Genomic DNA, 19,736 nt, shown 5'->3' on the forward strand with positions numbered 1-19,736 from the left:
GCGGACGGGCCGGCCGGCCCCCTTTCAAAGCGTCGGGCCGAGGGCGCGGGCTCAGCGGCTCCGGGCGCGTGCGCGCGGCCTTTTCCCGGATACCCGGGACGCGGAAAGGGCCGCGTTCCCGCGACAGGGCTCGCGCGGAACCGGCTCCGCGTCTCTGCGCGCGCAGCGAAGCAGTCCAGCGGCGTCAGGCTTGACCGATGTCCCGCATTCCTGGGTTGCTTCGCTGCGCTCGCAACGGCGAACCGGCAACCGGCACCCCTGAAGCCCTCCTCCAAGAGCCTGCTGTATCTCCGGTTCGGCGGCCTTCAACGGTATCCTGCCACACGGATACGCCGTCATGATCAACAGATCCGCTCCGTTGAAGCCCCGGGAGCGCTTCCCAGCCGTGTCGCGAACGGGTTAAGCAGGGTCGGCACAGGTCACCGCCAGAGCTGACCGGCCCGCGAGGAAGCCCGAGACGTCCGTCTCACCGCCATCGCGGCGGTGCATCGACGCCCTCGACACCGCGCGGATTCCACGACGCGACGAGGACACGCCCGATGACAGGCTTGGTGACAGGCTCCCCGGACGACGCCGCGCTGGAACGCTCGGCGATGCGCAGGATAGGCTGGCGGCTCGTGCCGTTCCTGATCCTCGCCTACTTCGTGTCCTTCCTTGACCGGGTAAACGTCGGCTTCGCGGCGATCCAGATGAACCACGATGTCGGCCTGTCCGCCACGGTGTTCGGCTGGGGTGCCGGGATCTTCTTCATCGGCTACTTCCTGATGGAGATCCCCAGCAACCTGATGCTGGAACGCTTCGGTGCGCGGCTCTGGATCGCCCGGATCATGGCGACCTGGGGGCTGATCTCCGCCGCCATGGCCCTGGTGCAGGGGCCCTGGTCGTTCATCGGCCTGCGCTTCCTGCTCGGGCTCGCCGAGGCCGGCTTCTTCCCCGGCGTGATCCTCTATCTCACCTACTGGTTCCCCTCCGCCTACCGGGCGCGGATCATCGGGGTCTTCATGATCTCGATCCCGATCTCGTCGTTCCTCGGCTCGCCGATCTCCGGCGCGCTGCTCAACGTGACCGGATTCGGACTCGCGGGCTGGCAGTGGCTGTTCATCCTCGAGGGCCTGCCGGCGGTGCTGATGGCCGGCGCAGTCCTGTGGCTGCTGCCGAACGGACCGCGGGACGCGGCGTGGCTGCCGGCGGATGAGCGCGACTGGCTGCAGCGGCAGCTCCAGGCCGAAGCGGCGCGCAACACCCGCCGCGGCCAGCCGGCGAAGCCGCCGCTCCGGGAGATCCTGAGCGACCGGCGGCTCGCGCTGTTCGCGGCGATCTATTTCGGCTCGACGGCGAGCAGCTACGGCCTCTCGTTCTGGACGCCGCAGATCGTGAAGAGCTTCGGCCTCGGCAATTTCGAGACGGGCCTGCTGAACAGCATCCCGTACGGCTTCGCCTCGGTCGCCATGATCCTCTGGGGCCGGCACAGCGACCGGACGGCCGAGCGGCGCTGGCACCTCGCGCTCTCCTTCCTGATCCTCGCGCTGGGGCTGGCGGGTGGCACGGTGCTGACGGGGCTCGGCCCGGTCGTCGCGGCGCTGACGGTGGCGGCGGTCGGCGTCTACATGCTCAAGGGTCCGTTCTGGGCGCTGGCGACCGAGCAGATGCCGCCCGCCACGGCGGCGGCGAGCATCGCGGCGATCAACGCGGTCGGAAACCTCGGCGGCTTTCTCGGCCCCTACCTGATCGGCGCGATCAAGGACGGGACCGGCAGCTTCACCCTGAGCCTCGTCCCCCTGGTGGTGTTCGCCCTGCTCTCGGCCGCCCTGTCGCTCGTACCCGGTCGGACCCCGCAGGCCGACCCGAACGCGCGCCGGCCGTCCACCGCCTGAGCGGGCTGGGGAGAACCGGTTCCGGAACCGGGCGGTTAGCCCTGCGCAACGGCCGGACACGTGGGACCCCAGGCATCGGCATGCCGTTCGACGGCAAAGTGGTGATCGTGGCGGGCGCCGGATCCGGGATCGGGGCCGCCACGGCGAGGCGGCTCGCGAAATCAGGCGCGCAGGTCGTCCTGAACGACCGGACGCGGGAACCGCTCGAGGCGGTCGCCGCCGATTTCAACCTCGGCCGGGTCGCGCTTTAGACCGGCGACGTCTCGGACGAGGCAGCGGCCGAAGCGCTGGTCGCCGCGGCGATCGAGCGGTTCCACCGACCCGACGTGCGCGTCAACAATGCCGGTGCCGTGCCCACCGGCCCGATCCTGGAAGCCTCCGTGCAGGATGGGCGCAAGGTCATGGCGGTCGATGTCGACGGCGTGTTCTTCTGTACCCGCGCCGCGCATCCGCATTTGGTTCAGGTTGGCGGCAACATCGTCAACGTCTCGTCGGTCTCGGGCCTCGGCGGCGACGGGAACATGAGCTTCTACGACGCTGCCAGGGAGGCCGGGTCAACGCGGTCAATCCCAGGCTGACCTTCACGGGACTGACGCAGGACATCAAGCGCGATCAGGATCTGATGCGCCGGAGGAGGTTGCCGACGTGATCGCCTTCCTGGCCAGCGGCGCCGCCCGTTACGTCACGGGCGTGAACCTGCCTGTCGTCGGCGACCTCACCGCCTCGAACGGACAGCCGAAGCAGGCCTGAGCGCCGGGATCGCGGATGGGCGCGCGACGTCGAGAGCGGGAGATATCGTGGACTTGAACGACGCCGTGCGCGACGCCATCGTGGCGGAACGGCAGCGCCAGGCGGAGGTAAGGATCTTGCGCCGAAGGTGGATCTGTCCGATCCGGGCTAGGTGCGGATCGACGGGCGGATCGACATCGCGGCGCTGATCATGGTGATCGCGGGCGCGCTCGCCGGCGGCCCGTAAGCCATCCAACCGGGATGGGGCTCCATGCCGAAGCTCAGCGCGGTGCTCGAGCCGGCCCTCTACGTGACGGATCTCGCGCGCGCGGACGCGTTCTACCGCGACATCCTCGGCCTGACCTGCATCCACACCGATGCGCGGATGCGCGCCTTCGACGTCGGCGGCGGCGGTGTCCTGTTGCTCTTTCCGGAAGGCGGATCCCTGCACCCGATCCGGACGCCGGGCGGGGATATTCCGCCCCATGACGGGCGTGGGCCGGCGCATAACGCCTTCTCGATCGACGCCGATGCCCTCCCCGCCTGGGAGGGTCAGCTCGCGGCCGCCGGCATCGCCGTCGAGGGACGCACCTTTTGGCCGCGGGGCGGGACCAGCCTCTGCTTCCGCGATCCGGACACACACCTGCTGGAGCTTGCCACGCCCGGCCTCTGGAAGGGCTATTGAGCCCCGGTCAGACGGCGGGGCCGGTCGCCTCACCCCCGTGACCGAACCCCAGCCCGCCGCCCCGGTTGTCCCCGCACGGGAGGCACCCATGATCAATGGGACGATTACGGTCGGCAGCGCGCATCTCGAACTCGGCGAGAGCTTTCGCGATCAGGCGCAGCGGCGCATCCAGGATGCCGCCGACAAGTATCTCGGCAATCGCGTCACGGCCTCCCTCCACGTGGCGCGGGCGGGCGGAGATTTCCGCTGCTCGGTGAACAAGCAGATGAGTGGCCAGGGCATGATGAGCGCCGAGGCCCTGGGCGAGAGCGTCCCGCGGGCGTTCCGCGCAGCCAACAACAAGGTCGAGAAGCTGTTGCGACGCACGAAGCGCCTGCAGCGCGAGGATCGGGCGCACCAGCCCGACAGGATCATCACGGCCTAGAGCCGGATCCGCGCGGAACGGCAGCAGGCCGGACTTTTGCACCCCCAAGCGCGAACGAGGCCGCCTCCTTTCGGAGACAGCCTCGCGCGATCGTGCGGTACTTGCGAGCCCTGACCCGGCCTGGGACGCGGAACCGCCTCCCAGGCCCGTGCAGGTTCTTAGTACGAGCCGAACTTGTAGTTCAGGCCGGCGCGGACCACGGCGAACTCGTCGTCGCGGCGGCCGATGGCGCTGTAGGCGACCGGGACGAGGTTGGCGGCGTTGACCACCAGGGCGCCCTGGTTGCGGTTGCCGCGCTCGAGGTTCACGTACAGACCTTCGATCTTGAACGTCACCGCCGAGGAGCGGAAGAAGTTCAGGAACGACTCGGTCGGGAGCGCGAACTCCACGCCGCCGCCGACGGCGTAGCCGGTGCGGAAGCTGTCATTGCCGGCATAGCCGCCGAACGAACGGTCGGCGCTGCCCGAGCCGTAGGCGAAGCCGCCGGTGCCGTACACGAGAGTGCGGTCGAAGGCGTAGCCGAGGCGGCCGCGCACGGTGCCGAAGTAGTCGAGGCTCGACAGGCCGCGCGGGTCGGTCACGTAGAAGCCCGGGGCGACGGCGCCGTTGACGAAGGCGTTGTTCCGGTTGCGGCCGAAGTCGAGGTACTGGGCGTCGGCCTCGATGCCGACGACCACGCCCGAGCCCGGGGTGAACTGGTAGTTGTAGCCGACCTGGGCGCCGCCCGAGAAGCCGTCCTGGCTGCGGTCGCGGAAGGTCGCGGTCGTGCCGGGGGCGGCGTAGGGGAAGGGCACGCCGAACACCGAGCTGTTCGAGCGGCTGCTGGCGTCGAAGGCGTAGCCGGCGTTGATACCGAAATAGGCGCCGGTCCAGGTGAAGACCGGGACGGGGGTGAACACCGGCGGCGGCGCAGCGCGGCGCGGCAGGTCGGCGGCCGAGGCGGCGCCGGCCAGGAGAGCCGTGGCGGCGCTGGCGAGAAGAAGCTTCTTGATCATCTGGTCCTCTGTCTCCCGTTAGGCGGGATGTGTGCGGCGCGACAGGACGTCAGGATGGGCCTTGGCGATAGTGCAGCGCTGCAACACCGGTTGGGTACCGTTCGGAACGGATCGGCAGGAAAGTGCGATAAAACACATCATCGCCGTCCAATGGTCAATCGATCGGGAACTATTCTGATACTTCTGCTGCGAAGCTCCGAGCGCCAGACAAATTACATTGTGCTGGCAAGCGGTCGTCTGACGGCGGCGCGCAGATGCTGGCCGCAGCCGAGCAGGCAAGGCGGAAATCCTGTCGCAGGTTACCATCGGCGCATTCATGGGGCCGCTCGAAAAACCCGCGCCGCCGCGCTGAGCGGCCCCGTGCGATGGCAACCCTTCAAGCGTCGCGACCCGGTGTCCTCCCGTCTCCGCGCGAGCGTGGGCCGACCGTCTCAATCCCTGCCGCGATCCGGCATCGGCCCGCGCGGCCGGATTCGGGTTGCGGCAGGGATCGATCATCGGCCCCGACGGTTCCCCGGCCGCTCCCGGCGTGGCCGGGCTCGTACGGAAGCTCAAAGCCCCGCCATGAAGCGCCTTGTCCTCATCGGAATTTTCATTGCCCTGCTGGCCGCCATCGTGGCGATCGCGGCCACGTGGTCGAAGGTCACGCCGGTGAACCCGGCCGTGTCGCCCGATACGTCGGCGACCCCGAATCCCACGAGCCAACGGAAGTAGCGCCCCGCACCGGACAGGGCTGAGCGGGCGCGCAGGCCCGCGCCCAGTTCGGAGGGATCGGTTCCAGGACCGGGTGCGCGCCATCCGGCCTCACTCTGCCTTCGCCTGGCCTCATCGTCGACGAGGACACGCCGTGAGCCTGCCGGTCTCGGCCGGCCCGGCCGACACGCCCCGCTGCCTGAGCAACATTCAGTGCTCGTTTATAATTTGAACACGTTAAAATTTCCGGCAATTCACGCGTTATCGGTCTATATTCGCCGTCTCATCGGACTGTATATTTTGGTTAGTCAATTGAAGTAAGATTTTTTACACGAAGCATCTCACACAAAATCATGCCCCCGTCTTGAGAGTGGAGATTTTTTGCTGATAGCAGGGCTGGCCGAGGACGAATCAAGTGGACTGGCCGCCCCTACCCAGATCTCGCGAAGCATGGGAGCTGCGGACCGACTACGGATCGCGTCTTGATCGGGACAAAAACAATGGGTGTCTGAAGATGGGGTCGATCACGGTTGCTCAGTCGGGCACGAAGCCGCAATACAACTTTGGAACAGCTGCTCTTACGGGTTTTTTGGGCGGGAATTTGTCGAGCTTCGTCAAATGGGGATCCGAGATCCCGTTCCCGCCACGGGAGGCAGGCCGCATCTCGCCGCCCTTCGCCATCCTCAAATGGCTCGGCCTCAACGCCGAGGACATGACCTATGTCTTCACGGGCCACATCATCAATTACGGCGTGGCCCTGATGCATCAGGGCTTCTCGGTCGTTTTCGGTCTGCTCTACTGCCTCCTGGCCGTCGCGATCCCGCGCGTCACCCTGTGGCAGGGACTGGCCTTCGGGCTGGTCGTCACCGTCCTGTTCCACGCCATCCTGCTGCCCCTCGGAGGCTGGGCGCCGCAGATCTGGGACATCTCGGCCCACGAGACGTTCTCGGAGGTGCTCGGCCACCTGCTCTGGGCCTGGACCATCGAGATCGTGCGGCGCGCGATGCTCTGCGCGCGCGAGGCGCATTAATCGTCGGTCCCGCCCGAGGGTGCGCCGCCGGTCGTGAGCGCACCCATCGGCTGCTTGCCTCCTTCACCGGATCGTGAATTTTCCGCGCGGTCCGGAATGAAATGGCATCTCGTTGCGCCAGATCATCCTGAAACTGTGGGGTGGAACCGGCACATGGAGGAAGAATCGGAAGTGCCGATCGCCGCGATGGACGGCTTCAGCGCGCCGCGCGACAGGCTCCGCGCCGCACTGGACGCGTCCTGTGTGGTCGGAACCTGGGATTGGGACATCGCTGGCGGGACCATGGCGTACGATGCCGGAGCGTCGCAACTCCGTCGCTCCGGGAACATGCGCCTGCCTGCCGCCTTGGCCTGTCACACGGCAGGGACGGATCAGGAGGTGGTCGCATGGGACAGGATGTCGATGCAGCGCGCGAAGCGCTCGGGTCGGTCCCGCCGGGACGGCCGGCCGGTCAGGCGAAGCAGATCGACCCTGCAGCCGGAGGCAGCGGGCCGAACGCGCCAGGTCCCGTGGAGCCCGCATCCAGCGACGCACCGGAGAGCGGCGGCTACGACATCCGGCCGCCGGCCGATCAGCCCGATAACCGGAAGGGCGGCTACGGCGCCGGCTGAGGCGACCTGGAATCGGTGCGGGGTCGTCCTGCACCGGCCATCGGGTCTCCGTGGGCTCGATTCAAGAGCAATGGAAGATTTATCTTTGCGCGACAAAGAAGGAGAGCATCGGCGAATGCGACTATAATCGCCTGCGGACAAGTTTTTCTCTTTCAGGAACGTAACGCCCATCTGTCGAATTGGTCATTGTGAAACCGTCGACGGAGTCCATCATGCGTATACCTCTCGCCATCGTCCTCGCGACCCTGCTCGGATCGAGCGCCGTCGCCCAGACCACAGTCACGGGGACGCCTGCCGCGCCCGACGCCAAGACGAGCCAGCAATCCGGCGGCCAGGAAAGCGTGACGCGGCCGAACACCGACAAGATGGCGCCTGGCGGCGGGACCGGCACCGCCGGCACCGTCAAGCTGGAGAAGGGCGCCAACAGCTTCACCGAGGGCGAGGCACGCTCGCGTCTCGCTAAGGCCGGCTACACCGACGCCAAGGACCTCAAGAAGGATGCCGACGGCATCTGGCGCGGCACCGCCACGCATGGCGGCCAGGCGGTGCCGGTCGGCCTCGATTTCAAGGGCAACGTGTCGGCGCAGTGAGCCCCTCGTAACCCGGCAGGAGAATGATCATGGCACAACAGACCATCACGGCCCTCTACGATCGCTATGAAGACGCCAGCGCCGCAGTCGGCGAACTCGAAGGCGCCGGCATCCCGCACAGCGATGTCAGTCTTGTCAGCAACAACGAGGGGGATCGCCATGCCGGCCACCTCACGGGCGGCGCGCACGGGACCGCCGATACCGCCGACAGGGCCAAGGATGGTACCGGCGCCGGTGCGACCCTCGGTACCGTCGTGGGCGGCGCCGCCGGTCTTCTCGCGGGCCTCGGCCTGCTCGCGATCCCCGGGGTCGGGCCAGTGGTGGCCGCCGGCTGGCTCGTCGCCACCCTGACGGGCGCCGGGATCGGTGCGGCCGCGGGCGGCCTGGCCGGCGCGCTTACCGGGGCCGGCGTCAGCGAGACGGATGCCCATGCCTACGGCGAAGGCGTGCGGCGCGGCGGGACCCTCGTCACGGTCCGGATCGCGGAAGCCCGGACGGTTCCGGCCTCGGCCGTGACGGAGATCCTGGAGCGGCACGGCGCGGTCGATCTCGACGAGAAGGCGAGCGCGTGGCGCGCGGACGGCTGGACGGCACCGAACCCCGGCACCGGCGCCGCCGGCTCGACGGCGAACCAGGGCCGGGTCCGGGCCTATCCCGCAACCACCGACCTCTGACCGCACTGCGATCACTGCCGCGCCGGGGCCAATCCCGGTGCGCGGCAGTCCCGCCTGGAAGCGGGATCGATAGTCCACCCGAAGGGCCGTCGGTCCCGCTTCCCGTCTCGAGCCGGATCCCGGCCCCCCCGCCGCGCAGACCCGACGACGCCGCGAAGTCGGCAGACGGGCCGCCCCGACCGCAGGACCGATCGTTGCGTTCGGTGAGACGGCTCGGTCAATCGCGGCAGGTTTGCCGGCCGCCGCTCATCGCGCAGCGCAGCACGGAATATCGCCACATATTCGCAAGATGTTCCGTCAAAATTTACCTCGTATAAACCTTTACTGGCCTCAAACAACAAGAAGATACCACAGGGACCGGAAGACGTCTTATGAACGAAATACCCGACGACACGACCGACACCTTGGCCGTTATCACCGCCGAGCTTGTTGCCGCCTATGTGTCGAACAATCCCGTGCCGGTTGCCGAGCTGCCGGCCCTGATCACGCGCGTGCACGGCGCGATCGCCGGCCTCGTCTCCGGCACCCTGACCGCCGATTCCGGCGCGACCGCGCAGGCCGATGTCGAGAAGCCCAGCGCCGCCCAGATCCGCAAGTCGGTCCGCCCCGACGGGATCGTCAGCTTCATCGACGGCAAGACTTACAAGACGCTCAAGCGCCACCTGACCAGCCACGGCTTCGACCCGCGCAGCTACCGCGACCGCTACGGCCTGCCGGCCGACTACCCGATGGTTGCCCCGAGCTATGCCGAGCAGCGCTCGGCCCTGGCCAAGGCAATCGGCCTCGGACAGCCCGGCGCCATGGCCGAGCGCGAGCGCAAGGGTCGCCGGACCGCCTGAACGGTCCCGCTGACGCACCGACCGGCGCGGATCCTGAAAGCACCATCGCCGGCAGCCGTCGCAGAACGACGCGCCAATCCTTCACGTGGAACGGTCATCCGACCGCGCGAAGGCCTCGCCTGGATGGCCACACTCGGCCCGACCTGAACGCTACGCCTGTTCGGGTCTCGGCAGCCGCGCCGTCCCGGGCGCACCCGTCCGGCCCCGGGCATAGCCGCGCGAGATCAGCTGCCCCTGCCGAGCGATGCACCGCTCCGCCTCAGCGAGATCGACGAGCGCGTCTGCGACCGCCGCGACCAGCGCGTGCCACGCGTCGCCCCGGGCCGCTCGAAGATAGGCCAGGGCGATCGTTTCGGCCTCCCTGAGACACATCTCCACAGGCGCTTCGTCGGGATCTGCGTGCATCGCGGCTCGAATCCGAATAGAACAATTCATGAACAAAGCGCATCGGTCGGGCCGGATCAACCGCCGCGGCGCCGTGTTCTCGGATCGTTGTGGAGCGCTGTGGATTGGTCGAGGAAACGTCAATGCCGATGCGGCTTTACCGCTTCCACTGCACGGACGGCCACGAGCTGGTGACCGACCTGAGGGGCAGCCGGCTTCCGAACGCGGCGGGGATGCGCGTTCATGCCGAGCGCGTGGCGCTCGCTCTCATGGAGCGGGTGGTCGAGCGGTTCGACTGGTCGGCCTGGCAGGTTGAGGTCTACGACGCGCGCGGTCGCCGCGTCTGGATCAGGGCTTTCCCCGACGTGAACGTCGACGCGCGCGCCGCGTGACGGTGAGACCGCAGGCCTCAGGTCGGGCCGGCGCGCCGAGCAAGGAAGGAGACAGCAATGGCGTTCAAGCCGAAATCCGCTGCGGAGACGAAGGCGAAGGATCTGGGCCTCGCCCTCGCCCGGATCGCCGAGGGCGAAGGCCTGCCGGCGCATATCGGGGTCGATCAGCTGCGGCGCGCGAGCCCGCGGCTGACGCCGCTCGCGGTCGGCCAGATGGTGCGCAAGGAGCGGGACACCGTCGCGGCGACGCTGGCCGAGCGCGGCTTGGCGCTCGTGGATTATTCCGATCAGGGTCCCGGCCGCGGGATGGCGTTCACCATCGACGCGGCGGAGTGAACGGCGCGGTCAGGCGGCCGCCGGGCGGCTGCGCAGCAGGCGGCCGGCGAGGCGGAACGGCAGGAGCGGCAGCTTGAACAGCGCCGTGACCACAAGCACCGCGATGACCGTGAGGAGCGCGAGGACAGAGTTCATCATGCGGTCGTTCTCCCAGGACTGGGCAGCCCCGCGGGGCTGATGGCGCCACGAGGCGCCCGGAACACGGCGAGACTATGAACGGGACCGAGCTTATTCCGTCGCAGGCCCCCAGTGGGGCAGGACGCGGATATGATGGCCGGCGCGCTCCGTTACCCCGGCAGCGGACTTCCGCGATCCCGGACGCCCGGAGCGGCGGCCACGGATGATACACGCGAGAGGACACGCGACATGCGCATGCGCTTCGCCGGCGGCTGGGCCGGCCTGGCTTCCACGGCGGCGCTGCTGGCGGCCGGTCCGGCCCGCGCCGAGGTGCAGGTACGCTACGCGTCACCCGAGCGCTTCACCGACGCCGAGAATCGCTTCGCGTCCGGGCAGCCGCTCCGGGTCACCCTCGCCGAGCTGACCCGGATCTTCCAGGATCTCGGCGCGGCCCGGCTCCAGACTGGGGAGCGCCTCGACATCACCGTCCTCGATGTCGACCTCGCCGGTTTCGACCGTCCGGGCTTCTCGACGCCGACGGGCGTCCGGGTCGTGACCGATGCCACACCGCCGCGGATCCGCCTCGCCTACGCCCTGCACCGCGGCGGCCGCATCGTCGCGCAGGGCGCGGACACCATCACCGACATCAACTTCCTGCTGACGTCGAACCCGCGTTTCTCGACCGGCGGCCTGTACTACGAGCGCCAGATCCTGCGCGACTGGTTCACCCGGCGCTTTCCGGCGCATGCCGACCGCGGCTAGGCCGCCTTCGGAACCGGGCCGCCCGCCGCTCCGTCACCAGAGCGACACGCCGTGATCAGGAGCCTTTCGATGAACGAGCCCGACGGTGCCTGAGTGACATCCGGGCCGGCCGGGTGCCGGCTCGGCGCTGCTGACCAACGCTCGGGGTCGCGGTGCTCCCGGTGGCGGCGTTGCCGCCGCTGTCGCCTCGGGTGACGTTGTTGAATCGGCGACCGCTCGGCACCCGGGCGCTGCGCCGCATCCGATGGCGCCGGGCGCGGACGGTCGTCAGCAGGCTGTCCGCGGCGGTGACCGACGGGGGCGGCCCGGCCGGTGTTGCCGAGGCCGTGGAACGCGCCGCGGCTCAGGCCCGCGTGGGGCGGGGCGGCTCTACCAAGGGTTACGGCCCTGTAGTAGCGTCGCGGCCGGGTGGGTTCGGCAGCCGGCCCGGCCAATGGATCCGTGCCGTCGTGGGATCGCCGCCATCTCTCTCAGTCCCGCGCTGGATCGTGCTGGAATCCCGAGATTCGTTGCGGGCATGAACGAGGCATGGCCCCTTCCGGCCGGCTGCGGCGAACTCGGCGATCTCGTCCGGAACCACGATTGGGCGCAGACGCCCCTGGGCCCGATCACGGGCTGGCCGCAATGCCTGATCTTCGCGGTCAGCACTGTGCTGCTCTCGCCGGTGCCGATCGTCCTGCTGTGGGGCGAGGACGGCATCATGATCTACAACGATGCCTATTCGGGCTTCGCCGGCGGCCGGCACCCGCAGCTCCTCGGCTCCAAGGTGCGCGAGGGCTGGCCGGAGGTCGCCGACTTCAACGACAACGTCATGCGCGTGGGGCTCGCCGGCGGCACGCTGTCTTACCGGGACCAGGAACTCACCCTGCACCGCTACGGGCGGCCCGAGCAGGTCTGGATGAACCTCGACTATTCGCCGGTCTTCGACGCGGGCGGGCAGCCCGCCGGCGTCATCGCCATCGTGGTCGAGAGCACCGAGCGCGTGCTCACCGAGCGGCGCCTGCGCGCGAGCGAGGCGCGGTTCCGCACCCTGACCGAGGGCATCCCGCAGCTCGTCTGGCGGGCCGCGCTCGACGGGTCCTGCATCTGGTCGAGCCCGCAATGGCAGGCCTATACCGGCCAGACCGACGTCACGAGCCTCGGCTGGGGCTGGCTGCAAGCGGTCCATCCCGACGATTGGGCGACCGCACAGGCGGCTTGGCGCGAGGCGGCGGAGACCGGCCATCTCTCGTATGAGCACCGGCTCTGCAACGCGCCCGAAAGCCGCCACTGCTGGTTCCAGACCCGCGCGGCTGCGGTTCGCGATGCGCAGGGCCGGATCGTCGAATGGCTCGGCACCTCGACCGACATCGACGACCTGCGCCAGCTCCAGGAGCGTCAGCAGGTCATGGTCGCGGAGCTGCAGCACCGGACCCGCAACCTGCTGGGGGTCGTGCGCTCCATCGCCAAGCAGACCATGGCGCAGACCGGCCCCGGCGAGACGTTCCGGGAGCGGTTCAACGATCGCCTGTCGGCGCTCTCCCGGGTGCAGGGCCTCCTGTCGCGCTCGGACCAGGAGCCGATCACGCTCCGGGCGCTGATCGAGACCGAGCTGGCCGCCCTCGACGCCCCAACCATGCAGGGCCGGATCCGGCTTGACGGGCCGGTTGTGCGGCTGCGCAAGGCGACGGTGCAGACCTTCGCGCTGGCCCTGCACGAGCTCGCCACCAACGCACTGAAATACGGCGCGTTCACCACCCCCCACGGGCGACTCAGCGTGACGTGGCGGACCTGCGCGTCGGAGGACGGGCCCCGGCTGCTGGTCGAGTGGGTCGAGGAGGGCCTCGTCCGCGAGCGGGAGCTTGAGTGCCCGGTGACGCGGGGCGGCTTCGGGCGTGAACTCATCGAGCGGGCGCTGCCCTATGCGCTCAAGGCGAAGACCCGCTATGAACTGGGCGAGACGGCGCTGCACTGCGCGATTGACCTGCCCCTCCCCGCGGGAGAAGCCATCGGGAGTCACGCATGACCCTGCCCAACCAGGCGCTCACCGGCCGGCGTGTCCTGCTGGTCGAGGATGACTACTTCATCGGCGTCGACCTCAAGAGTTGGTTCGAGGAGGGCGGCGCCCAGGTCCTCGGCCCGGTGCCGAGCGTGACCGAGGCGCTGGCCCTGATCGCCAGCACTGACGAGATCGACGCCGCGGTGCTCGACATCAACCTGCAGGACGAGCTCGTCTACCCCGTGGCCGATGCCCTGCACGCGCGGGGCGTGCCGTTCCTGTTCGCCACGGGCTACGATCCGGCCGCCGTGCCGGCGCCCCACAGGGCCGTGGCCCTCTGCCAGAAGCCGATCGACCCGCAGATCGTCGCCCGGACCCTGTTCGGCTGACCCGCCGGGCAACCGGGCAGGGCAAGTGGGCCGGGGAATTTCCGGCCGCGGCGGCGGATCGACCTGCAGCGGCCATCATTGGTCCCAGCATGCGGGTGTCTCGCTTGCCCAGCCCGGCAGATCCTTGAGCGCGTCCCTCGCCTTCGCGCGGCGCCTCGCGTCCGGAACGCCGCTCGCCGACTCCGTCGCCCTCGTCGGGGCCCATGCCGACGATGCGACGCTCTAAGCGGGGACCGCCCTCCCCCGCCCGTCCGGGCTGATCCTGATCCGCCTCACGGACAGCGCGCCCGCCGGCATGGCGGATGCCGCACGGCTGGGCTTCGCGACCCGCGCGGATTACGCCGGCGCCCGGTCGGACGAGCTCGAAGCGGCGCTGGTGATGCTGGACGCCCGGCCCCGCCAGCGGGACGCCGGGTGGTGGATTTCGGCTGCGGCATCGGCCGGGAGGCGGCTGCGCTCGCCGGCGAGGCCGGACGCGTGCTCGGCCTCGACCTCTCCGCCGGCATGGTCGCCGAGGCCCGCCGGCGGGCCGGCGAAGGCAGCAACCTGGCTTTCGGACAGAATGCCGACGGCCTCTGCCCGGTGCTGGGCGGCGCGTTGGATCTCCTGATCGCGATCGACAGCCTGCCCTACGTGGTCCGGGTCGACGGCCTCGACGCCTTCCTGGCGGAAGCCGCGCGGGTGCTGCGGGCGGGCGAGCGCTCGTTCAGGATCGGGGACGGAACGGGATTCCACCGGAGGCGGCGCGCGTGACCCGGCAGGAGCATTGGTCCCTGTGGCGGCGCGACCCGCGCGCCACGCCGTTCCAGTCCACGGCCCGGCTGGAGGCGTGGTGGATGCATCTCGGGAGCGGCGAGCGTCTTGACGCGGCGGTGCGCGACCCGGCCGGCGATCTCGTGGCGGTCCTGCCGCTGTTCGTCTGGCACGAGGCCGGACACAGCGATTGCTGCGATGCCCTGGTCGCGCCCGGCGCGCCGATGGACCGGTTGTGGTCCGCCATTCTGGCGACGGCGGACCGGTGGGACGCGCTCCTGCTGCCGGACCTGCGGGTCGATTCCCCGCTCCTCAGGCCCGTGCCCGAGGGCTGGCAGGCCTGCGACGCCGAAGCGGAAATCTGCCCGGTCCCGACGCTGCTCGGCGCGGGCTCGCCACTCGCCGCCCTCACCGGCACGCAGCGCCGCAAGGTCGTGCATGACCGGCATCGGGCCGCGCGCATCGGCGGCGTCACCGAGGCGCTCGCCACGCCCGCCGAGGTAGGCCCGGCGCTGTTCGCGCTGCACGCGGTCCGCCGAGCGGCAGCGCTCGTGGCCGTGCTCGACGGCCTCGCCGACCCGCGCGCCGGTTATTCCTCCATCAACGCCGCCGACATGAGCGTCCCGGGGCAGAGCTTCGGTACGCTCGCCTTCGCCTGCCTGATCGCGGCGGCCGCGGCGGCGGGGGCGGCGGAGTCCGACTTCCTGCGCGGCGAGGAGCCGTACAAGTACCGCTGGGGCGCCGAGCCGCGCCGGACCGTGCGGCGGGTCGGCGAGCGCATTTTCTGGCGCCGAACCGGTGATCACTTCGGTGGAAACGCTCTATGGATCCCGTTCGAGCAGGCCGGCCACGACGGCCTCGATGTGGTGGGCGATGTCGGCGGCGCCGCTCATCTCGCCGAAGCTGCCGCGGGTCATCGGGCCGAAGGCGTAGAGGCCCGGCTGCGGCGCGCCCGCCGCTCCGAGCACGCGGCTGCAGCGATCGACGGCGAGCCCGAGCCCGACCGCGTCGAGGCGCGCGGTGCCGTCGGCGAGCAGGGCCGCCACCAGCGGGTTTCGCGAGACGTCGCGCTCCGGCCCGGTGCAGAGCACCACCGCGTCGAACAGGTGGCGCGCCGTCGCGCCGCCCGCCCGCAATTCCGCCTCCAGGCGGCCATCGGCGGCCAGCGCCAAGCCGGTCACCGACGCCCGCTGCACTGAGAGCTGCCCCTCGGCCCGGGCCTGCGCGAGGCCGGCCGCGATCTGCGGCGCGATTCGGAACCGGTGCACCTCCCAGAACGGCAGCAGGCGGCGCACGATCCGCCGCTGCTCGACGGGCGGCAGGTCATTCCAGACATCGGGCAGGACCTTGCGGAACGAGTCGAGCACGGGCTGCCAGCCCAGCGCGGGATCGACGGCCGCGACCTGCCGTCGGAGCAGGCGGAGCAGCTCCAGCGCCGTCCGCGGCCGATCCGGCCCCAGCACGTCGAGATTCGTCAGGAAGACGCCGTGCGCCCTGGGCAGGAGGCCGCGGCGCGACACCGCGGTGATCGTCCCGCGATGGCCGCCCGCGCGGAGGCTCGTTATCACGTCGGCCATGGTGAGCCCGGTGCCGACGACCAGGACGGAGTCCTCCGGCTCGACGGCGGCCAGGGAATCGGCCGCCCAGGGATCCGAAACGAAGCGGCGGGACGCGGCGACACCCGGACCGAGGCGAGAGGGTAGAGCCGGCACCGCGTGGCCGAAGCAGAGGGCGACGCGATCCGCCGCGATCCGCTCCCCCGTCTCCGCGTCAACCTCCCAGGCGCCGTTCCGCGGCGTCACCGCGGTGGCCGCCATCCGCAGATGGCGCAGGCGCACCCGATGGCCGGCCGCCGCGCCTGTCCGGGCCAGCAGGTCCCCGACATAGGCCCCGTAGGCGGCGCGTGGCAGGTAGCGCGCCGCCTCGCCCCCGGGCAGGAGGCCGTGCGCGCGAAACCACGCGGTCGCAGCTCCGGAATCTGCGGCGGCGACGTCCATGCGATCGCTCGGCACGTTGATCCGATGGTTCCGGTCCGCCGTGCCGTAGGCCACGCCGCGCCCGAGTTCCGCCCGGGGCTCCAGCACGACGATGTCGAGGGGACCAGCGGCAACCCGCATCGCATGAATGGCGAGCGCCGCCCCGGTGAAGCCGCCGCCGACGATCACGAGCCGGAGGGCGTCCGAGGCGGGCGGTGCGGTCACGCAGCATCTCCGGGAACATCCGCAGGTCGGTCGGACTGGCGCGGTGTCGCGATCATCGTCTCGCGGGTGAGCCCGGCCCGCGGCGATGACAAGACCGGCTCGCGAACCGCCGTGCCGTTTCACACATCATCGTGCAGGCCCTGTGCGGGCCGACGACGCTCCATCCGCACCCGACCGGCGCGAAGGTCCCGATCTCCGATGCGGGCCGAGGCGGCGACTCCTGTCGGGCCGTCGGGCGGTCAGCGTCTCGGGGCGTGCCTTCGTCCGTCTGTCCACGCGAGAGGGAATGCCTGGAGCCATCGACGCGTCGGGAGTGGCCCGATCTCAAGGCGATCGTGATCGGACTCGCGGTGGTTGGGCTCGTCCTCGCGGGTGGCATTGCCGGGTCCTGGACCTGGCAGACGGGGAGCCAGCAGCACACCGCGTCTCAGCAGCGTTCCGGTCGGCCTTGCCGCAGCCCCCCGCTCCGGGTTCAGCCCCCGCACGCTGAACGTCCCGGAAGACGACATCTTGCGGAAGCCCGCAGCTTCCGCCGCCTCAGGCCCGCTCCCTCCGCCGATCGAAGCGGGGTCTCTCGGACGCCGCTGCCCCCTGCACAACGGTCAAAATCGGGCACTCCGGCAGCATGGCCCGTCGTCGATGGAGGCCGGTGGCGCGGAATGTTGCCGATGTCCCGATCGTGCGGCAAGGGCACACCGAACAGTTCGCGGGTGACGAGGGCGTAAGTACTTATCCCATGCCACGATCGCGTGCATCATTTGATGTGGAAGCTAGCCCGTGGGGCGATAGTCTAATAAATGTTCGATTTTATAAGCGTATGAGAATTTTCGTGTCTGAAAATAAGAAGAGCGAGTCGATCCGAGCCGGCCTCAAGACGGGACAAATATATTTCGGCGATCCGAAGGAACGCTGCGGCTGCCTGATTTGGAACCTCAGTAAAGGCGGGGCCCTCATCGAGGTGGCTTCAGATGGACCCTTCCCGCAGAAATTGCGACTGATCTCGGCGGCTCTGGAAGTCGACAAGCTGTGCTACGTCATCTCACACGAGGGCCGTAAGATCAGCCTGAAGTTTGCGCCCTGATGATCGTGCTTGCCCGGAGCCACCCTCCGGCAGGGCCATGTGGCCGGCACCGAGCCGCGCGCAGATGATCCTTCACCGGATAGGCAGCGCGCGGCCCGCGTTTAGGGATCGGAGGAATTGCAGCGCTGCGTGAAAGCGCACTTTTATCAATCGGCACAGCTCCAAAACTGGATAGACAGCCCGCCGAGACACACTCGGCGGGACCCGGCCCATGGAAAACAGCGTCGCGGAAAGCGAGTGGCTTCCTGATGAGGTGCAGGAAGCCAACGGCGTTGCCTTCCTCCTTGCGAGCGCGGCTTACCTCACGCTGTCCGATGCCTACCTGAGGCTGGAGGGCTCCAAGGGCCTCAAGCTGATGGATGAGATCGAGAGGAACCTCACGGAAGCGCTTCGGCGCTTCGTGACCGAGACGCCTCACGGGGTTGCGCGTCCCGACATCATCCTGATCGCCGCGCGTAAGTTGCGTGCCCTCTTGGAAGCTGGGCGCGAAGTGCCGGCAGACATGTGCACGCTCCAATAGAGCCGGAAAACTCGGGCCCCTCGGCGGCCTCGAGGGAGCGCACAGACGACGTCACAGACGCAACACGCGACGCAATCAGCCGGACATCAGGCTTAACCATAAGCCTGTCCCGACGCAGCCGGTCGCCGGCCAGAGGATCGGAAGGGCACGCCATGACCAAGCCAGCGACGAGGACCAGCCGGCTCGTAGACGCCGTCGTGACGGCCGCGATGGCGCTCAGTCTGATCGTGCACGCGCAGTTTCTGATCCTGCCGCCGCACTTCGTTTGAACGCGGTCCCTACGCGCTGGCGGCCGCTATCGGCATCCCGGACCGCACTCCGGCCTGCCCGTTGCCAGCAAGCCGCACGTTGTCTCGACGTCGAAGCAACCAGCCATGTGCCTGAAGCACGGCAGGCCGACCGAACCAGACGACGCACGCTTCCGTGATTTGTACGCGCTTGCATACAAAACTAGCGGTTGAGCCTTCCGAACTGACCTGGGGTTCCGGTCATGGATGACACGGCACAAGCTCTCTCGCAGATCGCCGATGCGCTCGGCATCTCGATCGAGACTCTCCGGGTAGCGAGGCAGCTGAACGACGCGAAGGGCTTGAGCCTGTCGGAGAACGCCGAGTTGATCCGGGCGTTCGAGCAGATCGAGGACGTGGCGGTTCGGCGTCGCGTCATCAGCTACGTGCAGGGTGAAGCCAACCGCGCCAGAGTTCGAGCCGTGAGCCGGACGCTCAGAGGGCCGGCGGCACCTTAGTGGCGTCTGGCGCGCCGCGACCGAGCCGCGTTGAGCCTCGGCTCACACGCGGGTGAGATCGGTCGCTCCCCGCCCCGTGAGCAGATCGGGGGCGGGTGCCATTGCGCCGCGCGCGCACCTCGATGCCGGCGGCGATCACCGTGGCATCGGCCGGACCGCCTGCCGGGGGACACGGTCCGCCGCCTCGGCTGCACGGCTCGAGCGTGCGCCGCCAAACCGGCCCCCGTTCCAGACCAGATAGCCGAGTCCGACCGCCACGCCGGAGAGCGTCGCAACCAGGGCGATCTCGCTCGACATGCCCCCCGCCGCATTGCGCCGCCGGCGCGCCTGAAGAGCCTTCGTCTTCGCGCGCACGAAGGCCCGTGTCGCCGCGGCGACCTCCTCGGGCCCGAGAAGAGCCTGGGCTGCCGGGATCAGCTCGTGAACGTGGCGGTGCAGGTGCTGATCCACCAGGAAGGTGACATCCTCGAACGTGTCGAGCCAGCCGGCCGAGTTTTTCCGCGAGTAGCGGGCGAGCCGCTGGAACTGCCGCCTGAACTCCGCGTGGCCGCGGTGCAAGTCCTCCAGCAGCGCGCGTGTCGGAGGCTCGTGGCTCAAGGGACCGTAGAGGCTTGCATCGAGAGCGATCGCATGCAGGTCCAGCTCGGCCCTGAGATCGGACAGCATCTGCTCTCGGCCGCCGACCGCCCCGGGATCGTTGAGCGCGTAGGGAATCTCGCGGATCAGGCCACCGATGTTCTCGTGGTCGCGCTCGATGAGCTGCCAAATGTCCATGCATGTCTCCCGTGTCGGTGGCGTCGCAACAGCTTCGAACCATCCACTCGTACGGACCGTTCCTGGCCGCCCCTGAAGAAAAGGGGCGGACGCGGAAGCCGCCTCGGCCGTCCTCAGGTGCGGTCTGAGGGTCGGGATCCCTGCCGACGGATCATCGACC

At 69.4% G+C, this 19,736-nt stretch carries 23 protein-coding genes and 2 pseudogenes; 20 read left to right on the forward strand and 5 right to left on the reverse strand.

What is annotated here, in order from left to right:
- Positions 1-539 precede the first annotated feature (539 nt).
- From JOE48_RS13595 to JOE48_RS13610, 4 genes and pseudogenes are all read left to right on the forward strand, one after another.
- Positions 540-1,874 carry an MFS transporter gene (locus tag JOE48_RS13595; RefSeq protein ID WP_210030469.1) on the forward strand — a complete coding sequence of 445 codons (1,335 nt, stop codon included), beginning with the start codon at positions 540-542 and terminating at the stop codon, positions 1,872-1,874.
- An 80-nt stretch (positions 1,875-1,954) separates the two neighbouring features.
- Positions 1,955-2,452 (forward strand): annotated as a pseudogene (locus JOE48_RS13600) (SDR family NAD(P)-dependent oxidoreductase).
- 422 nt (positions 2,453-2,874) lie between these two features.
- Entirely contained in the window at positions 2,875-3,288 is a 414-nt protein-coding gene (locus tag JOE48_RS13605) for a VOC family protein (protein WP_210030472.1), read from the forward strand.
- Between the two features lie 88 nt (positions 3,289-3,376).
- A complete protein-coding gene (locus JOE48_RS13610; protein WP_210030473.1) occupies positions 3,377-3,712 on the forward strand; it encodes an HPF/RaiA family ribosome-associated protein in 336 nt (111 codons plus the stop codon).
- A gap of 158 nt (positions 3,713-3,870) precedes the next feature.
- On the opposite strand, the gene JOE48_RS13615 is transcribed toward JOE48_RS13610, so the two are convergent.
- Complete coding sequence (locus JOE48_RS13615; RefSeq protein WP_210030475.1) at positions 3,871-4,707, reverse strand: outer membrane protein; 837 nt, start codon at positions 4,705-4,707, stop codon at positions 3,871-3,873.
- Positions 4,708-5,271: 564 nt separating this feature from the next.
- On the opposite strand from JOE48_RS13615, the gene JOE48_RS13620 reads away from it, so the two are divergent.
- The 6 genes from JOE48_RS13620 to JOE48_RS13645 all read left to right on the forward strand — a co-directional run bounded on the left by JOE48_RS13620 (position 5,272) and on the right by JOE48_RS13645 (position 9,144).
- Entirely contained in the window at positions 5,272-5,421 is a 150-nt protein-coding gene (locus tag JOE48_RS13620; RefSeq protein WP_210030477.1) for a hypothetical protein, read from the forward strand.
- A 580-nt stretch (positions 5,422-6,001) separates the two neighbouring features.
- A complete protein-coding gene (locus JOE48_RS13625; RefSeq protein WP_245252821.1) occupies positions 6,002-6,430 on the forward strand; it encodes a DUF1440 domain-containing protein in 429 nt (142 codons plus the stop codon).
- A 386-nt stretch (positions 6,431-6,816) separates the two neighbouring features.
- Positions 6,817-7,041, forward strand: coding sequence for a hypothetical protein (locus JOE48_RS13630; RefSeq protein WP_210030481.1), 225 nt, complete (start codon positions 6,817-6,819; stop codon positions 7,039-7,041).
- A gap of 212 nt (positions 7,042-7,253) precedes the next feature.
- Positions 7,254-7,631 carry a hypothetical protein gene (locus JOE48_RS13635; protein WP_210030482.1) on the forward strand — a complete coding sequence of 126 codons (378 nt, stop codon included), beginning with the start codon at positions 7,254-7,256 and terminating at the stop codon, positions 7,629-7,631.
- A gap of 29 nt (positions 7,632-7,660) precedes the next feature.
- Positions 7,661-8,305 (forward strand): hypothetical protein, encoded by a 645-nt coding sequence (locus JOE48_RS13640; RefSeq protein WP_210030484.1) that lies wholly within the window; start codon positions 7,661-7,663, stop codon positions 8,303-8,305.
- Positions 8,306-8,676: 371 nt separating this feature from the next.
- Positions 8,677-9,144, forward strand: coding sequence for a MucR family transcriptional regulator (locus JOE48_RS13645; RefSeq protein ID WP_210030486.1), 468 nt, complete (start codon positions 8,677-8,679; stop codon positions 9,142-9,144).
- Between the two features lie 150 nt (positions 9,145-9,294).
- Here JOE48_RS13645 and JOE48_RS13650 read toward each other — a convergent pair whose 3' ends face one another.
- On the reverse strand, positions 9,295-9,549 hold the full coding sequence (locus JOE48_RS13650) for a hypothetical protein (protein ID WP_210030488.1): 255 nt from the start codon (positions 9,547-9,549) through the stop codon (positions 9,295-9,297).
- Positions 9,550-9,671: 122 nt separating this feature from the next.
- Between JOE48_RS13650 and JOE48_RS13655 the strand changes: the two genes are divergently transcribed.
- Positions 9,672-9,920 carry a DUF6894 family protein gene (locus JOE48_RS13655; RefSeq protein ID WP_192709570.1) on the forward strand — a complete coding sequence of 83 codons (249 nt, stop codon included), beginning with the start codon at positions 9,672-9,674 and terminating at the stop codon, positions 9,918-9,920.
- Positions 9,921-9,977: 57 nt separating this feature from the next.
- A complete protein-coding gene (locus JOE48_RS13660) occupies positions 9,978-10,256 on the forward strand; it encodes an adenylosuccinate synthase (RefSeq protein ID WP_210030490.1) in 279 nt (92 codons plus the stop codon).
- Between the two features lie 9 nt (positions 10,257-10,265).
- Here JOE48_RS13660 and JOE48_RS30820 read toward each other — a convergent pair whose 3' ends face one another.
- On the reverse strand, positions 10,266-10,394 hold the full coding sequence (locus JOE48_RS30820) for a hypothetical protein (protein ID WP_280921314.1): 129 nt from the start codon (positions 10,392-10,394) through the stop codon (positions 10,266-10,268).
- A 228-nt stretch (positions 10,395-10,622) separates the two neighbouring features.
- On the opposite strand from JOE48_RS30820, the gene JOE48_RS13665 reads away from it, so the two are divergent.
- The 5 genes and pseudogenes from JOE48_RS13665 to JOE48_RS31050 form a co-directional block, all read left to right on the forward strand.
- Positions 10,623-11,135 (forward strand): DUF3016 domain-containing protein, encoded by a 513-nt coding sequence (locus tag JOE48_RS13665; protein ID WP_210030492.1) that lies wholly within the window; start codon positions 10,623-10,625, stop codon positions 11,133-11,135.
- Between the two features lie 517 nt (positions 11,136-11,652).
- Positions 11,653-13,140, forward strand: coding sequence for a sensor histidine kinase (locus JOE48_RS13670; protein WP_210030496.1), 1,488 nt, complete (start codon positions 11,653-11,655; stop codon positions 13,138-13,140).
- Positions 13,137-13,502, forward strand: a complete 366-nt coding sequence (locus JOE48_RS13675) for a response regulator (protein ID WP_210030498.1) — start codon at positions 13,137-13,139, stop codon at positions 13,500-13,502. Before JOE48_RS13670 ends, JOE48_RS13675 begins: the two co-directional genes overlap by 4 nt.
- Positions 13,503-13,919: 417 nt before the next feature.
- Entirely contained in the window at positions 13,920-14,255 is a 336-nt protein-coding gene (locus JOE48_RS13680) for a class I SAM-dependent methyltransferase (RefSeq protein ID WP_210030500.1), read from the forward strand.
- 224 nt (positions 14,256-14,479) lie between these two features.
- Positions 14,480-14,971, forward strand: a pseudogene (locus JOE48_RS31050) (hypothetical protein); the annotation flags it as partial.
- A 105-nt stretch (positions 14,972-15,076) separates the two neighbouring features.
- Here JOE48_RS31050 and JOE48_RS31055 read toward each other — a convergent pair.
- Positions 15,077-16,456 carry an FAD/NAD(P)-binding protein gene (locus tag JOE48_RS31055; protein ID WP_210030502.1) on the reverse strand — a complete coding sequence of 460 codons (1,380 nt, stop codon included), beginning with the start codon at positions 16,454-16,456 and terminating at the stop codon, positions 15,077-15,079.
- A gap of 829 nt (positions 16,457-17,285) precedes the next feature.
- Here JOE48_RS31055 and JOE48_RS13690 point away from each other — a divergent pair.
- The 3 genes from JOE48_RS13690 to JOE48_RS13700 all read left to right on the forward strand — a co-directional run bounded on the left by JOE48_RS13690 (position 17,286) and on the right by JOE48_RS13700 (position 18,802).
- On the forward strand, positions 17,286-17,537 hold the full coding sequence (locus tag JOE48_RS13690) for a hypothetical protein (protein ID WP_210030504.1): 252 nt from the start codon (positions 17,286-17,288) through the stop codon (positions 17,535-17,537).
- Between the two features lie 211 nt (positions 17,538-17,748).
- Positions 17,749-18,057: a hypothetical protein gene (locus JOE48_RS13695; protein WP_210030506.1), complete on the forward strand. Its 309-nt coding sequence runs from the start codon at positions 17,749-17,751 to the stop codon at positions 18,055-18,057.
- A gap of 490 nt (positions 18,058-18,547) precedes the next feature.
- On the forward strand, positions 18,548-18,802 hold the full coding sequence (locus JOE48_RS13700; protein WP_210030507.1) for a hypothetical protein: 255 nt from the start codon (positions 18,548-18,550) through the stop codon (positions 18,800-18,802).
- A gap of 135 nt (positions 18,803-18,937) precedes the next feature.
- Here the strand turns inward: JOE48_RS13700 and JOE48_RS13705 are convergent, their stop codons facing one another.
- Complete coding sequence (locus tag JOE48_RS13705) at positions 18,938-19,576, reverse strand: hemerythrin domain-containing protein (protein ID WP_210030509.1); 639 nt, start codon at positions 19,574-19,576, stop codon at positions 18,938-18,940.
- Positions 19,577-19,736 lie beyond the last annotated feature (160 nt).

The sequence above is a fragment of the Methylobacterium sp. PvR107 genome (genome assembly GCF_017833295.1).
Taxonomy (GTDB): domain Bacteria; phylum Pseudomonadota; class Alphaproteobacteria; order Rhizobiales; family Beijerinckiaceae; genus Methylobacterium.

Bases quoted from the DNA above. Each gene is read 5' to 3' on its own strand.
- JOE48_RS13605 (WP_210030472.1), top strand. From the start codon at position 2,875: ATGCCGAAGCTCAGCGCGGTGCTCGAGCCGGCCCTCTACGTGACGGAT.
- JOE48_RS13670 (WP_210030496.1), top strand. From the start codon at position 11,653: ATGAACGAGGCATGGCCCCTTCCGGCCGGCTGCGGCGAACTCGGCGAT.
- JOE48_RS13635 (WP_210030482.1), top strand. From the start codon at position 7,254: ATGCGTATACCTCTCGCCATCGTCCTCGCGACCCTGCTCGGATCGAGC.
- JOE48_RS13655 (WP_192709570.1), top strand. From the start codon at position 9,672: ATGCCGATGCGGCTTTACCGCTTCCACTGCACGGACGGCCACGAGCTG.
- JOE48_RS13595 (WP_210030469.1), top strand. From the start codon at position 540: ATGACAGGCTTGGTGACAGGCTCCCCGGACGACGCCGCGCTGGAACGC.
- JOE48_RS13640 (WP_210030484.1), top strand. From the start codon at position 7,661: ATGGCACAACAGACCATCACGGCCCTCTACGATCGCTATGAAGACGCC.
- JOE48_RS13645 (WP_210030486.1), top strand. From the start codon at position 8,677: ATGAACGAAATACCCGACGACACGACCGACACCTTGGCCGTTATCACC.
- JOE48_RS13660 (WP_210030490.1), top strand. From the start codon at position 9,978: ATGGCGTTCAAGCCGAAATCCGCTGCGGAGACGAAGGCGAAGGATCTG.
- JOE48_RS13630 (WP_210030481.1), top strand. From the start codon at position 6,817: ATGGGACAGGATGTCGATGCAGCGCGCGAAGCGCTCGGGTCGGTCCCG.
- JOE48_RS13705 (WP_210030509.1), bottom strand. From the start codon at position 19,576: ATGGACATTTGGCAGCTCATCGAGCGCGACCACGAGAACATCGGTGGC.
- JOE48_RS13650 (WP_210030488.1), bottom strand. From the start codon at position 9,549: ATGCACGCAGATCCCGACGAAGCGCCTGTGGAGATGTGTCTCAGGGAG.
- JOE48_RS13665 (WP_210030492.1), top strand. From the start codon at position 10,623: ATGCGCATGCGCTTCGCCGGCGGCTGGGCCGGCCTGGCTTCCACGGCG.
- JOE48_RS13675 (WP_210030498.1), top strand. From the start codon at position 13,137: ATGACCCTGCCCAACCAGGCGCTCACCGGCCGGCGTGTCCTGCTGGTC.
- JOE48_RS13695 (WP_210030506.1), top strand. From the start codon at position 17,749: ATGGAAAACAGCGTCGCGGAAAGCGAGTGGCTTCCTGATGAGGTGCAG.
- JOE48_RS30820 (WP_280921314.1), bottom strand. From the start codon at position 10,394: ATGATGAACTCTGTCCTCGCGCTCCTCACGGTCATCGCGGTGCTTGTG.
- JOE48_RS13610 (WP_210030473.1), top strand. From the start codon at position 3,377: ATGATCAATGGGACGATTACGGTCGGCAGCGCGCATCTCGAACTCGGC.
- JOE48_RS13620 (WP_210030477.1), top strand. From the start codon at position 5,272: ATGAAGCGCCTTGTCCTCATCGGAATTTTCATTGCCCTGCTGGCCGCC.
- JOE48_RS13615 (WP_210030475.1), bottom strand. From the start codon at position 4,707: ATGATCAAGAAGCTTCTTCTCGCCAGCGCCGCCACGGCTCTCCTGGCC.
- JOE48_RS13700 (WP_210030507.1), top strand. From the start codon at position 18,548: ATGGATGACACGGCACAAGCTCTCTCGCAGATCGCCGATGCGCTCGGC.